Origin of the sequence: Chenggangzhangella methanolivorans (genome assembly GCF_042648545.1) — a bacterium.
Classification (GTDB): domain Bacteria; phylum Pseudomonadota; class Alphaproteobacteria; order Rhizobiales; family Methylopilaceae; genus Methylopila; species Methylopila methanolivorans.
Genome location: NZ_JBHRXS010000020.1, coordinates 1 through 13,477, shown reverse-complemented (window position 1 = coordinate 13,477; position 13,477 = coordinate 1). Strand labels below are relative to the sequence as shown.

Below are 13,477 nucleotides of genomic sequence, written 5' to 3'. Positions count from 1 at the left end.
GACTATGTCTTAAAACGACGCACATATGACATTTGAGACGGAATAGATCAACGGTAGCGTCTGTGCATGGAACGGCGGCCGCGCCGCCAAGAGGCATTCAGAGAGCCAAGAAAATGAACACCCAGACCACAAAGGGCGTCGCCGTCGTCACCGGCGCCTCCACAGGCATCGGCGCCGTCTATGCGGAGCGGCTCGCGAGACGGGGCTACGACCTTCTGATCGTCGCGCGGAACGAGGAGCGGCTGCGCGCGCTCGCCGCGCGGCTGACCGCAGAGACGGGGCGGGCCGTCGAGGCCTTCAGGGCGGACCTCGGCGACAAGGCCGATCTCGCCCGCCTCGAGGCTCGGCTGAAGGAGGACGCGAGCGTCGCCATGCTGGTCAACAACGCAGGCGTCGGCTCGGTCGCCTCGATCGAGACCGCGGACGTCGACGAGATGGAGGCCATGATCTTCCTCAACGTCACGGCGCTCACGAGGCTGACCTACGCGGTCGTCCCGGGCTTCACTGCGCGCGGCTCGGGGACGATCATCAACATCTCGTCGGTGGTCGGGGTCGCGGTCGAGGTCTTGAACGGCGTCTACGGCGCCTCGAAGTCCTACGTGCTGAGCTTCGGCCACTCGCTGCAGAAGGATCTTGCCGGCAAGGGCGTCCGCATCCAGACGGTCCTTCCCGGCGCGACCGCGACGGAGTTCTGGGACGTGGCCGGCTATGCGGCGCAGAAGACCTCGCCGATCACGATGTCGGCGGCCGATCTCGTCGACGCGGCTTTGGCCGGCCTGGACAAGGGCGAGCGCGTCACCATCCCCGGGCTTCAGGACGACGACGACTGGTCGCGCTGGGAGGATGGCCGCCTCGCGCTCGCGCCCAAGTTCAACAACGCAAAGCCCTCGCCGCGCTACGGGCTGAGCTGAGCCCCTCGGCGCGATCGCGAACCGGAGCGCTCCCGATGCCATATCTGCAGCTCGACGTGGCCGGCCCGCATCCTTGGGCTGACAAAAGGCGTCTCGCGAGACGCATGAGCGAGACCTACGCCGCCATGATGTCCGTCGACGTCCGGCGCATCAGCGTGGCGATCCGGGAACTGGGGGAAGGCGGGGTCTGGCGTGTGGTCGAGGCCGGGACGGATCCTGTCCCGGTCTCGGTCATGATGCTGGACGTGCGCCGCGGTCGGCCGCCGGAGCTGAGGATGGAGGTCGCGAAGGCGCTCTGCGCCCACTGCGTCAAGATCCTCGGCCTCGAGGAGGATCGGCTGAACGTCGAGTTCACCCAGCACTCCGGGGACGAGATGTATCATCCGGCGCTGGGCGGCTACAGCCCGGAATGGGAGCCGGGCGAGAGCTAGAAGACAACGGCGCGCCGGAGCTCCCGGCGGCCGCCTCGCATGAAAACAGCGGCGCAAATCCATGCGCCCACAAGGGAGGAACGTCATGCCGACTTACGTCTGCTCCGTGCGCCCCAACTTGCTCGATGAGGCCAAGAAGGCCGAGATCGCGCGCGCCATCACCCGCAACCATCACGAGGCGACGGGCGCGCCCGCCTATTTCGTGCAGGTGGTCATCGAGGAGAAGGCCGGCGCGCAGCGCTACCTGGGCGGCGAGCCCGCGTCGGAACAGATCTGGATCAGGGCCGACATCCGCTCCGGCCGGACGGTCGAACAACGCAGCGGGCTGATGCTCGCGATCATGCGGGATGTCGCCCGGATCGCCGGCGTCGAGGAGGAGAAAATCTGGGTCTATCTCTGCAATCTCGAGCCGACCGACATGGTGGAATACGGCCATGTCCTGCCCCTGCCGGGCAAGGAGCAAGAGTGGTTCGAAGCCCTGCCGGCCTCGCTCCGGGACTATATCGCGGCGCTCGGGACGAAGAGGGATGGTTTCGTCCTGTAGGCGATGGCGGCAGTCGGGATGGAGACGACAATTCCGACCGCCGGGCAGCGGCCCCGATAACGCCGTCCTCAAGCAAAGCCGCCACTCGCGTCGGCGATGCAGAGCGAGCGAGTTTTGCGCGCCTCTCTATCCAAGCGCGTGTGGCGAAGGTTTGTTTTCGGACAAGCCGATCGCATCCGCTTCTGGCGCTCCGCCGAACGGTTGCGGGTGTATGATCATGTAGGGGCCGCCTCTAAGAGGAGGCTTTACGCCGACCCGACTTTCCCGCTTACCCAAGAAGCCATGGAGCGCCGGTCGTCTCATCGGCCCTAAAGCGCCGATCCTGCCGGGACGGAGTTGATACATCCAACACCGTCCCAGCAAGCTGATGCTCATTCGATCTGGATCCGGCTTTCCTTGGCGACCGGCTCCCAGCGGGCGTAGTCGGCCTCCAGCAGCTTCTCGAAGTCCGCTCCGGTCCTGCACGTCACCACCGCGCCGTCCTTGGTGAAGAGGTCGGAGACCTTGGGCTGGCGCATGGCTTCGCCCGAGACCTTCGCGATGCGCTCGACGATCGGCTGCGGGGTGCCGGCCCGCACCATGATCCCGAACCACGCCCCGACGTCGAAGTCCGGATAGCCGGACTCCGCCATCGTGGGCACGTTGGGCAGGATCGAGGAGCGCTGCTTCGAACTGACCGCGAGCGGCCGCAGCTTGCCCGCGCGGATGTTGGCGATGCAGGCCACGATGTTGTCGAACATCATGTCGACCCGACCTGTCGTGAGGTCGAGCTGCGCCGGACCGCTCCCGCGATAGGGCACGTGGACGATGTCGATCCCGGCGGTGAGCTTTAGGAACTCGCTCGCCATCTGGTGCGTGGTGCCGGGGCCGGAGGAGGCGAAGCTGATGCCGCCGGGCTTTGCCTTCGCGAGCGCGACAAGCTCCTGCACGGAGTTCGCCTTCACGTCCGGGTGCACCACCAGCACCAGCGGCATGGTGGTGAGCTCGATCACGGGGATGAAGTCCTTCCGCGGATCGAAGGTCAGCTTCTTCATGGTGACCGCGGTGATGGTGTGGGCGGCTGTCGCCATCAGCAGCGTGTAGCCGTCGGCTGGCGCGACCGCGACCGAGCCGGTGCCGATCGCGCCGCCGGCGCCGGGCTTGTTCTCGACCACGATCGGCTGGCCGAGCATGTCGCCCATTGGCGCGCCGAGCGCGCGCGACAGGATGTCGGAAGCGCTCCCCGGAGGGAACGGCACGGTGATCTGGACGGGCTTCGTCGGCCAGTCCGACCGGACGGCATGCGCCCTGGTGATGAAGGCCGGCGCCGCAAGCGCGCCGGCCCCAAGCGCAAGAAACTCCCTACGCCTCATGTCAGTCCTCCCAATGTGCGGCTTCTTGTTTTTGAGTCTTGAGTTCGATCGTCAGGCTGTTCGGCGCTGGCGCGTCTCCGTGGTCTCGCCGAGGAACGCGTTGTCGGCGACGAGCCGCTTCTGCAGGTCCGCGACGTCGAGATGGGCGACCGGCGCGTTGCCGCGCGCGGCGAGCGCAGCCGCCGTTCCGGCCGCCTGGCCGGTCACGATGCAGGGCGCCATGTTGCGCGTCGCGCCATGGGCGAAGTGGGTGGCCGAGAGGCAGCGGCCCGCGACGATCAGGTTGTCGATCCCCTGCGGCAGCAGCGAGCGGTAGGGCACGTCGAACGCGCCGTCGCCGCCCACATCCACGAAATAGGCCTGGCCGGTGTCGGGGTGGTGGATGTCCACGGGGAAGCAGATCTGCCCGACCGTGTCGTCGAACTTCCGGCCCTCGAGCACGTCTTCCTTGGTGATCTCGTAGCGCCCGAGGATGTTGCGGCTCTCGCGCACGCCCGCGACCACCTGCGGCGCGAAATAGCCGCGCTCGAAGCCTGGCACGTGCTTCACGAGGAAATTGCCGGCCTTCACGCATTGCCGGGTCAGGTCCTGGAAGGCGCGCGACATGGCGAGCGGGTCCGTGCCGTCGACGCCGAACACCGCGGAGGTGTTCACGTTGATGCGGTCCGGCCAGACGGTGTTGAAGAACACCTTGTGGTCGCGGTTCGGGAAGATCTTCTCTTCCGCGATGACGTCGTTCCAGGCGCTGAACGTGCCGTTGAAGTAGACCGGGATCGGCTCGCTCTCGCCGGGCTTGTCGGCCATCGCCGGGCCGACTTCGCCGAGCGTCTTGGCGATGAGGCGCGTGTCGACGCGGTGGAAGTGCATCAGCATCGAGACCGGCTGCATCTTGCCGGTGCCTTCCTCGCCCTTTCGCGTCGGCGCGCCGGCGAGCGCGGCGATGTCGGCGTCGCCGCTCGTGTCGATGTAGGAGTTCGCGACCACGCGGCGGAGCCCGCCCTTCATGGCGACGGTGAGAGCGTCGATGGCGTCGCCGTCCCGCTCCACGCCCACGACGCTCGCGCCGTAGATCACCTGGCAGCCGGCCTCGGCGAGCATCTCGCTTGCAAGGATGCGGAACCAGTCGCCGTCAACCGGCGTCACGGCGCTGACGAAGCCGTCATAGGGGATGTGGCCGACCGCGGCGCCGATCGCCTTCAGGCGGTCGACCATCTCCTGCGCGAGGCCGAACACGGTCTGGCGACGATCGCGGGTCAGGAAGCTGTGGAGGCAGAGGCCTGTGGTGGCGTTGCCGCCGACGAAGGGCCGCGGCTCCAGCACCACGGCCTTGGCGCCGGCGCGCGCTGCGGCGATGCCGGCCGCGACGCCGGTCACGCCGCCGCCCACCACCACCACGTCGAAAGTCATCTCGTCCATGTCACGCGTCTCCCATGCGAATTTTTGTCGTTGGCGCGCTCAGCGGGCGGCAATGTCGGCGTCGAGGCTGTCGAGATTGGCGAGCTGCCGGGCGGCCTCGCCGTCGTCGCCCGCCGGATCGATCTGCAGCACCGCGTCGGTGATGCGGCGGCCGGCGCGGGCGATGTGGGCGCGCATCAGCGCCTCGGCCCGGTCGCCGTCGCGCGCGTCGAGCAGGTCGATGAGGCGGCCGTGCTCGTCGATCGACGCCGCGCGATGGCCGGGCGCGAACAGCGACAGCCGGCGATAGGTCGCGACCAGCGGATCGAGCGCCATCAGGCTGTTCTCGGCCCGCACGCTCCCCGCCACCGCGGCGATCGCGGAATGGAACTCGCCGTTCAGCGCGACGAGCGAGGCGATGTCGTCGCGCCCATTGGCCTCGAGCGTCCTCGTGTGGATTTTTCGGAGCGCTGTGATCTCGTCGGGCGCGATCCGCAGGCAGGCGGCGCGGATCATCGCGCCCTCGATGGCCGCGCGCAGGAAATAGACCTCCGCCACGTCCTGGGGCTTGGGCCGGAACACCCGCAGGCCCCGCGGCGTGCTCTCGACAAGCCCGCTCGCCACCAGCCGCTTCACGGCCTCGCGCACGGGCGTGCGGCTGATCGCGAGCTCTCCGGCGAGCTTGACCTCGGAGATGACGTCGCCGCCGCGCAGGCGCCCCGAGACGATCATCTCGCGGATGGTCTCATAGGCCTGCTCGTAACGGGTCGGAACGGGTTCGGCGCGGCTTGTAATGTCCTGCATGGAGATCTGCATACAAGTCTGCATGCGACTTTTCAAGCCGCGCGTTTCGACGTGGGCGATGGCAGGGCGTAACGCTTGCGAGAGGGACTAGCCGCGAGCAGCCGAAACCGGCGCAGCCGAAGAAGGCGAGGGGGCCTTCAGCCGCGTGGCGCCCGCGAGCCAGCGCACGACCGCCGGGGCGACGAGCTGCGCGAGGCGCTGGACCGGCGCGTGGACGATCATCCGGGAGAGGGCGGTCGCGAGCCGGATCTGAGATCCGACGTCACGGGCGAGCTCCGCCTGGAACGCCGCCGCCGGTTTCCCTGCCAGCATCGCGCGGGCCGCGAGCGCCGCGCCGTGCAGCGCGAAGGTGACGCCCTCGCCGGCGAAGGACGGGATCACCGCGGCCTGGTCGCCGATGAGCCATGGGCCCTCGGTCGTGCGCCGGACGAGCCCATAGGGAATGCGCGAAATGGCGAGCGGGCGCTCGAACAGCGGCGTCGCGTCCGCGAGCAGCGCCTCGAAACGCGCCGAGCATGCGCGGACGCGATCGAACGCCCCGGCCCAGCCGCCGCCCGAGGCCGCTAGAGCTGCTTGCGAGATCACGAAGCAGAGGTTGGCCCTGTCGTCTTCGATCGGTTCGAGTCCGCCATAGCCGCGCGGGAAAAGTCCGATCTCGACCCGGCCTGAAAGCGCCCCGCGGGCGTCGGCCCCGAGCCTGAAATGCATCTTGAAGCCGACGAGATCGCCTTGCGGGCCGCTCGGCCGCGGATGGCCGCGGAGGTCGTGCTTGCCGGTCGCGAGCGCGACCTCGCGCGCCGTGACCGCCCCTGCCGGCAGGCTGACGCGCCAGCGCTCGCCGTCGCGGGCGAGGCCGCGCGCGGAAGCGCCTCGCAGGACGCGGGCCCCGTTGGTCTCCGCCCGCCGCAGCATTGCCTCGTCGAGCGCGCGGCGCGACAGGCTCATGGCCCGGTAGGGCAGCGGCCGTTCGCTGCGCCATGACCCACGCGAGATCCCGACGCCGCGGATCGGAACCGCGCCGAGCGCGGCGAGATCGATCCCGAGCCGGTCGAGCACGGCGACAGCCTCGGGGCTCAGGAACTCGCCGCAGACCTTGTCGCGCGGCGCCGCCTCGCGCTCGATGAGCGCGACGTCGCGACCGGCCGCGGCGAGTTCCGCGGCGAGCGCCGCGCCCGCCGGGCCGCCGCCGATGATCGCTACGTCGTGGCGGCTCACGGCTTCACCCGGGACACGCAGAGCCGATAGGGCGCCTTGCGCTCGATCTCGGCCGCGCCTTCGGGCAGGCCGGCGTCGCCGAGCGCGCGCCGCCAGTCCTGCGCGGTGAAGGATCGGGCGAACGACACCGGCCCGTCATGCTGCACGAAGCGATGCATGCGCAGCGCCCAGGAGGCTGCCCGGAAACCGTGGAAGGCGAGACGGTCGCGGCGGAGGTCGTTGACGAACCAGCCCACGCGAGCGACCCGCTCCATCCAGCCGAGAAAGCGTATCAGTTCGGCGTCGTCGAGGTGATGGGTGAAGAGCGCGCTGACCACCACGTCGACCGCGCCGTCGGCTTCGAAGTCGAAGAGGTCGATCGTGCGATAGTCGATCGGCGCGCCCGCCGGCGTCGCCTCGCGCGCGGCGCGCGCCGCCCACGGGTTGCGGTCGATGCCCGTCAGCCTCACGGCGACGCCCGAGCCCCTGGCCCAGGCGGCGATCTCCCGCAGGGCGTCGCCATAGCCGGAACCGACGTCGAGGATCGCGAGCGGACGGTTTCTCGGAAACCGGTCCTCCCGCTGAAGCCGTTTCAAGAAGTCGAGCGTCGGCCGATAGCCGAGCGACAGCCGGTTCACGCGGGCGAGGTCTTTGAGACACCCGCGAAACGTCGCGTAGTCCGTGGCGTCGTCGTCCATCAACTCGCGTTCGTGGGAGCGCGCGGCGGCGCTGAAGGCGCTCATCCCGCGACCCTGAACATCATGGTCTCGGCCACGAGCCCCGGCCCGAAGGCGAGCGCGCAGCCGGTCTGGCCGGGTTCGGCCTCGCGCATGATCTCGGCGAGCACGAACAGCACCGTGGCGGAGGACATGTTGCCGTTGCCTCGGAGCACGCGCCGGGAGGCCGCGAGCGCGTCCTCCTTCAGCGACAGCCCCGTCTCCACCGCGTCGAGCACCGAGCGTCCGCCCGGATGGACGGCCCAGAGGTCGACCTCCTCGATCCGCCGGCCTGCGAGGATCGCCTCGGCGCCCGCGCGGAGCGTGCGGCCGAGTTCGCTCGGCACCTGGCCGGACAGGAACATGTCAAAGCCGAGGTCCCGGATGTTCCAGCGGATCTCCTCCGCGGTCCCCGGCGCCATCGCGGCGTGGAAGCTGTCGAGCGAAACGCCGGTCGGTTCGGCGCTCACGAGCGCGGCGGCGCAGCCGTCGCCGAAGACGAGGAACGACAGAAGCTGCTCGATGCTGGGCGTCTCGTTGAGATGCAGCGTGCAGAGCTCGAGGCACACGACCGCCACTCGCGCCTCGGGCTCGGAACGCACGATGTGTCGGGCGAGCTTCAGCCCGTTGATCGCCGCGTAGCAGCCCATGAAGCCCACCGTGGTGCGCTCGATCGAGGGATTGAGCCCGAACCGCGCGATCAGGTCGAAGTCGACGCCGGGAGCGGAAAATCCGGTGCAGGAGACGACGATGAGATGGGTGAGGCTCGTCGCCTCTTCGCCGAGGCCGAGCCGCCCGAAGGCCTCGGCTGCAAGCGAGGGCGCGTCAGCCTCGTAGCGGCGCATGCGGGCCGCGGTCGAGGGGAAGCGGCCGAGCTCGTAGAAGCCGTCGAGGTCCAGCACGCCGTCGCCGTCGTCGCGTTTCGGGCGGAGCGACGACCAGCGATGGTCGATCTGGCCGCGCTCGGCCATGCGGTGGAACACGCGGCCGACCCGTGGGTCGGAGATCTGTCGTTCGGCGAAGTCGACGAAGGCGTCGTGGACGTCGTTCCGTGGCGTCGCGGTGGCGACGCGGTTGAGATACGCGATGGTCAAGCGGTTTGCCTCTCGAGCGCCTGTCCCCGCAGGCTGACGCTCTCCGTGGAATGGCCGGAGACTGTGATCGTTCCCCCGAAGAAGAGACGCGCCGGAGACGGCCGCATTCCGCCACGGTGCGAGGAACATGGCGCCGGGCGAGGATACGCGGGCGCAGCTCCGCCGGGCGGCGAGTCTGTCGGCTGAACGCGATTGAAAGATGACCGCATGTCGATGCTCGACGCCACGGGAGGCCACGAGAGCGGCGTCGGCGAGGGGCGGGAAGCCGCGCCGATCTCGTGGCCTTGACGCGGAGCGGGCGGCGCCGCGTCAACCGATGCGCTGAGACTAGCCCCCGCCGCCCCTTGCGCGCCTGACGGCGCCTGTCAGCCTGCCGTCAGCTTGCGCTTGCTAGTGTTCGGGTCTTCCGCCGCTTGCGGCTTCAGACGACGTTGCTCTGGCCAGCAGCGCCGCCGGCGCGAAAAGGCCCGTGCATGCGTGTTCTTGTCGTCGAGGATGAGCGGTCGATCGCCGAAGACGTGGCGCGCGCTCTCGAAATGGCGGGCTATGTCTGCGAGGTCGCAGGCGACGGCGAAGCCGGCTGGTTCAAGGCCGGGACAGAGAATTACTGCTGCGTTGTCCTCGATCTCGGCCTGCCGAAGCTCGACGGTCTCAGCGTGCTCCGGCGCCTCCGCGCCGAAGGCGTGACCACGCCCGTGCTCATCCTCACCGCGCGCGGCGCCTGGATGGAGCGCGTCGAGGGCATCGACGCCGGCGCCGACGATTATTTGCCCAAACCGTTCCAGATCGAGGAGCTGATCGCCCGGGTCGGCGCGCTCGTCCGCCGCGCCGCGGGGCACGCGACCTCGGTGATCGAGGCGGGCGGCCTGCGGATCGACACACGGCGGCTCTCGGTCGTGCGCGAGGGCCGGCCGGTCGACCTGTCGTCGCTCGAGTTCCGGACGATCAATTACCTCGCCCATCACAAAGGCTGCGTGGTCTCGCAATCCGAGCTCGTCGAGCATGTCTACGGGTCCGAGCGGGAGCCGGACAGCAATGCGGTCGAGGTGCTGATCGCCCGCATCCGCAAGAAGATCGGCTCCGACGCCATCGCGACCCGTCGCGGCCAAGGCTATGTGCTGGAGGCCTGACGGAAATGGCCGGACAGACAAAAACGCTTCGCTGTCGCATGCTGCTCGTCGCGGCCGTCTGCATCGTCGGCGTGCTCGCCGTCGCAGGCGCCGCGCTCGCGGTGGTCTTCGATCGTCACATGCTCGAGACGCTCGGCCGCGACCTCGACGTTCGCTGGTCCGACCTTGCGCGCGACATCACGGTCGCGCCCGACGGCGAGCTTAAGATCTCCCAGCCCGAGCGCGACTCCCGCTACGGCCGGTTCGACAGCGGCGCCTATTGGCAGGTGTCGGAGGGCGGTCATCCCGTGCTGCGCTCGCCCTCGCTCGGCGACGGCCAGGTCGACCTCGCCCGCCACGCGCCGATGCACGACGGCTCGCCCTGGTACGAGGTCGAGACGCCCGGCGGCCGGGAGCTCTATGTCGCCGAGCGCGAGATCACGGTCGGGCCGCCGGGCTCGGCACGAACTCTCTCGCTCGCGGTCGCGCTCGACCACGACCAGATCGTCGCGGCGCGGGCCGCCTTCCTATGGGACATGTTCTACGTCCTCGCCTTGATCGCGCTGGTGCTTGTCGCAGCAGCCGGCCTCCAGCTTCATGTGATCCTGTCGCCGCTGGCGCGGCTGCGCGCCGAGCTGAACGCTGTCCGCGAGGGCGAGTCCGCGCGCCTCAATCTGGCGGTGCCGGCCGAGGTCGAGCCCCTGACCATCGATCTCAATCGTCTGCTCGATGGGCAGGAAGAACTGGTCAAGAAGGCTCGCGAGCGCGCAGGGTCGCTCGCCCACGGATTGAAGACGCCGATCGCGGTGTTTTCCGCCGAATGCCGGCGTCTCGAAAGCGAAGGGCAAGGCGAGTCGGCGAAGCGCCTGCGCGAGCAGATCACATCGATCCAGACCCATGTCGAACGCGAGCTCGCCCGCGCGCGCACCCACGGCGCGACGGCCGCGCTCGGCGCCTATGTGGACGCCTCGAAGACGGCCGAGCGGCTCGTGCGGGTCATGACCCGTCTGCCACGCGGCGAAGAGCTTGAATGGCGCTACGTCCCGCCGGACAGGCTGATGCTGCAGATGGATCCGGACGACTTCGGCGAGATCCTGGGCAACCTGCTCGACAACGCTCGCAAATGGGCGAAGGGCGCTGTGTCTCTCCGAATCGAGGTCTCCGACACCTCCGCCCGCATCGTGGTGGAGGACGATGGTCCGGGCTTCGGTTCGGACGCCGCGCCCCCGAGCCTCACCGCAGGCGACCGCGAAAGCTCTGCAGGCCTCGGGCTCGTCATCGTGCAGGACATTCTGGCGGCCTACGGCTCGGCGCTCTGGATCGACCGCGCCGCGCCGAACGGCGTGGTGTCGTTCACGCTCGCGCGGCGCTCCGTGACCGCGGCGGCGCAGGCCGCGAGCGGGCGACGGCCCCCGGCGAGCACGAGACTGATCGTCGATTGGCGCGTGCAACAGGCCGGAGAGGGGAGCCGTCAGGTTCATCCATAAGCGAGTTTGGAGGTCTCATTGCCCGGCGTCGACAGGCGCGCGCTTCGCCCAGACCGAGATCCTGAGGAGCATACTCGACAACCTCGAGACCTGCGATGCCGAGATGAAGGCTGTGCGAGCGCAGCCGCATCTCTCATTGCAACTAAAGTTCGATGGGTGGCGGCGCCGTCGCTGGTAGATAAATACTTGTAGATCTACGTGTTTCTACTGACTTTCAAAATAATCGTCTGAGTCATCCTCGCTGTCGTACGAACAGTGGGGAATTGAAGATGCGCGGTCTGCAGATAGGCATGCTCGCAGCGGCGAGCTTGGCGTTTGTTGGACAGGCGCACGCGGCGATCGACGTCGTCTCGGCAGAGATCGCGAACGGTCGGCTCGTTGTGACGGGCAAGACCTCCGCGGGCGCCAGGGTCACGCTTGATGATCAATACAATCAAAAGGCCGACGGCAAAGGAAAATTCGAGTTTTCGGTCGTCTACCTGCCCGCTGACTGCATCGTGACGCTAACGCAAGGAAGCCAAACCGCCAGGGCGGTGGTGGCCAACTGTGGGCCTCGCGGCATCAACCCGCGCGACAACTGGCTTAGCTCGAAAACCTATACTGAAAATGACGTCGTATACTTCGACGGCTCGTCTTGGATCGCAGTCGAAAACAAAAAGACCAACAAAGGCGAAAAGCCGGGCGCCAAATCGGAGTTTTGGTCGCTGTTCGCTCGCGAGGGCGCAAAGGGAACCAAGGGCGACACGGGACCTGCGGGCGAAACTGGTCCGACGGGAGCCGCCGGCCCGACTGGCCCTCAGGGTGCTGAGGGACCTGCCGGTCCCGCAGGCGCGGACGGCGCAACGGGCCCCCAGGGCGCTGCAGGCGCGGACGGGGCCCAAGGGCCGGCTGGGCCCGTTGGTCCAACCGGGCCGACCGGTCCGGCTGGACCTGTGTTTTCGAGAGCGCTCAGCTGCTATTCGACGGCCTTCACCACGCGGACCGTCAGTGCGAGCGGGGGCGCTCTCGACGTTTATTCGCCCGTCTGCGCCTCGGGCTACACCATCGTGGGCGGCGGCTGCAGGGGCTCGAGTTTCCTGATCACCTATGCGCTGACCGACATCAGCGGTGACGGTACCGCGTTTGTCTGTTCGGCAAGAAACGGCTCGGCCTCGGATCAAACGGTCAATGCACGAGCACGCTGCTGTTTGGCGCCAGGGAACTAGCAGCGAGGCGCTTCCGGCGCCGGAGCCGCCACGTTGAGGTCGACGCGCCGTCTGCGGCGCTAAGATCGGCGTGATCGCCGAGCGCGCGTCTCGGACGGAGAAAAGCCCGGCGCTTCAGGGGAACGCGCCGGGCTTTTTCTGGAACATCCCGGCGGGGACAAAGCCCCCGCGCTTCAACCGGCGCCATTCATGATCTGGCCCGCTCCTCCGCCTCGAGCGCCGCCATTTCCAGAAGGTGCGCTAGCGTGCTCTCCCTCGCGCGCTTCGCCTGAGCCTGAAAGGCACGGATCGCTTCCGCGATCTCGCGAAACTCGCCCACGCTGAAATCGCCGTGTTCTATTTTTGCTTTAACAGAATAAATTCCTATCTACCAGGGAGGCCATGCTGGACGCTGACGAGAAACTGTTCGAAGATGAGAGCTTAGATTGGACTGAAGCCGTCGTCGGCGAGCTGATCATAAGGGCCCGCGGGGATGAACGAGCCGCGATCCGCGCGCTGTTGATCGCGCTCGCGGAGGTCCGCGCCGCCGTCTCGCTCGGCTATCTGCGTGGCGTCCAGCCCGAACGGCCCCGGTAAGCCGGCCGCGGGCCCCAGGCGCTACGACCGGATCGAGGACCAGGAAGAGATCAAGGCGATCTCTCTCGAGGCTCGAGACAAGCTGTCGGAACTTCAGGCGCGTGTGTCGTTCTCCGCGTCCCGCGGCCCCTCTTGATCATGAAACACACTACGGCACGCCAAAGCGACAGCACGATTTCATATCGGCAGTTGGGAGCAGACAAGTAACCCGCGTGCAACCACGGCCCTTTGGAACTCATTGAAACCGGACGCTCCAGTCTCTCAAACGAAGAAAGCCGCCGGAGACCGGCGGCTTTCTTCGTTTGAGAGACTGGAGCGGGCGAAGGGATTCGAACCCTCGACCCCAACCTTGGCAAACGAGAAATTGCCGTGTCGCTGCCTTGCTAAGGGGAAGCTCAGAATGAGCTTCCCGACGCCGCAGTTCAACGAGCGCTTCGGCTTGCGTTGTTGAACCCTAGTGAACTGGAGCAGAGCGGACTGAATTCTCCGCGAGGTTCGTGACGGTAACCGCGCTGCAACCGCGATTTAGCTGGCGGACCCGCGAGCGGGTGTGCAGGTGGCAATACTGGAGTGGCTCATTAAACTTCGCCTCATGACCCGAATGTATGGACCGGCTGCTGTTCGCAACTGAGGCGTGCTGGTGCGGAAGTCGCTGATAT

14 protein-coding genes are annotated in these 13,477 nt (G+C 67.9%); 7 read left to right on the top strand and 7 right to left on the bottom strand.

The window, feature by feature from the left end:
* Positions 1-113: 113 nt before the first annotated feature.
* From ACFOWB_RS25570 to ACFOWB_RS25560, 3 genes are all read left to right on the top strand, one after another.
* A complete protein-coding gene (locus ACFOWB_RS25570) occupies positions 114-911 on the top strand; it encodes an SDR family NAD(P)-dependent oxidoreductase (RefSeq protein WP_378150171.1) in 798 nt (265 codons plus the stop codon).
* 104 nt (positions 912-1,015) lie between these two features.
* Positions 1,016-1,342 carry a tautomerase gene (locus tag ACFOWB_RS25565; protein WP_261401857.1) on the top strand — a complete coding sequence of 109 codons (327 nt, stop codon included), beginning with the start codon at positions 1,016-1,018 and terminating at the stop codon, positions 1,340-1,342.
* A gap of 85 nt (positions 1,343-1,427) precedes the next feature.
* Positions 1,428-1,886 (top strand): tautomerase family protein, encoded by a 459-nt coding sequence (locus ACFOWB_RS25560; protein WP_261401858.1) that lies wholly within the window; start codon positions 1,428-1,430, stop codon positions 1,884-1,886.
* A 371-nt stretch (positions 1,887-2,257) separates the two neighbouring features.
* Here the strand turns inward: ACFOWB_RS25560 and ACFOWB_RS25555 are convergent, their stop codons facing one another.
* The 6 genes from ACFOWB_RS25555 to ACFOWB_RS25530 all read right to left on the bottom strand — a co-directional run bounded on the left by ACFOWB_RS25555 (position 2,258) and on the right by ACFOWB_RS25530 (position 8,441).
* Positions 2,258-3,238 carry a tripartite tricarboxylate transporter substrate binding protein gene (locus tag ACFOWB_RS25555; protein ID WP_261401859.1) on the bottom strand — a complete coding sequence of 327 codons (981 nt, stop codon included), beginning with the start codon at positions 3,236-3,238 and terminating at the stop codon, positions 2,258-2,260.
* Between the two features lie 51 nt (positions 3,239-3,289).
* The gene (locus tag ACFOWB_RS25550) at positions 3,290-4,654 is read right to left on the bottom strand and encodes an FAD-dependent oxidoreductase (protein WP_378150168.1); all 1,365 of its coding nucleotides are present in this window, start codon (positions 4,652-4,654) and stop codon (positions 3,290-3,292) included.
* Between the two features lie 39 nt (positions 4,655-4,693).
* Positions 4,694-5,461, bottom strand: coding sequence for a GntR family transcriptional regulator (locus ACFOWB_RS25545; protein WP_378150166.1), 768 nt, complete (start codon positions 5,459-5,461; stop codon positions 4,694-4,696).
* 63 nt (positions 5,462-5,524) lie between these two features.
* Complete coding sequence (locus tag ACFOWB_RS25540) at positions 5,525-6,652, bottom strand: NAD(P)/FAD-dependent oxidoreductase (protein ID WP_378150164.1); 1,128 nt, start codon at positions 6,650-6,652, stop codon at positions 5,525-5,527.
* On the bottom strand, positions 6,649-7,374 hold the full coding sequence (locus ACFOWB_RS25535; protein ID WP_261401863.1) for a methyltransferase domain-containing protein: 726 nt from the start codon (positions 7,372-7,374) through the stop codon (positions 6,649-6,651). Before ACFOWB_RS25535 ends, ACFOWB_RS25540 begins: the two co-directional genes overlap by 4 nt.
* Positions 7,371-8,441, bottom strand: a complete 1,071-nt coding sequence (locus ACFOWB_RS25530; protein WP_261401864.1) for a type III polyketide synthase — start codon at positions 8,439-8,441, stop codon at positions 7,371-7,373. Before ACFOWB_RS25530 ends, ACFOWB_RS25535 begins: the two co-directional genes overlap by 4 nt.
* A gap of 473 nt (positions 8,442-8,914) precedes the next feature.
* On the opposite strand from ACFOWB_RS25530, the gene ACFOWB_RS25525 reads away from it, so the two are divergent.
* The 3 genes from ACFOWB_RS25525 (at position 8,915) to ACFOWB_RS25515 (ending at position 12,242) form a co-directional block, all read left to right on the top strand.
* Entirely contained in the window at positions 8,915-9,571 is a 657-nt protein-coding gene (locus ACFOWB_RS25525) for a response regulator transcription factor (protein ID WP_378150162.1), read from the top strand.
* Positions 9,572-9,576: 5 nt separating this feature from the next.
* Complete coding sequence (locus ACFOWB_RS25520) at positions 9,577-11,037, top strand: sensor histidine kinase (RefSeq protein WP_378150160.1); 1,461 nt, start codon at positions 9,577-9,579, stop codon at positions 11,035-11,037.
* A 269-nt stretch (positions 11,038-11,306) separates the two neighbouring features.
* Entirely contained in the window at positions 11,307-12,242 is a 936-nt protein-coding gene (locus tag ACFOWB_RS25515) for a collagen-like protein (protein WP_261401865.1), read from the top strand.
* Positions 12,243-12,429: 187 nt separating this feature from the next.
* On the opposite strand, the gene ACFOWB_RS25510 is transcribed toward ACFOWB_RS25515, so the two are convergent.
* The gene (locus ACFOWB_RS25510; RefSeq protein ID WP_261401866.1) at positions 12,430-12,561 is read right to left on the bottom strand and encodes a hypothetical protein; all 132 of its coding nucleotides are present in this window, start codon (positions 12,559-12,561) and stop codon (positions 12,430-12,432) included.
* A 62-nt stretch (positions 12,562-12,623) separates the two neighbouring features.
* Between ACFOWB_RS25510 and ACFOWB_RS25505 the strand changes: the two genes are divergently transcribed.
* Positions 12,624-12,818, top strand: coding sequence for a hypothetical protein (locus tag ACFOWB_RS25505; protein WP_261401867.1), 195 nt, complete (start codon positions 12,624-12,626; stop codon positions 12,816-12,818).
* Positions 12,819-13,477: the final 659 nt, after the last annotated feature.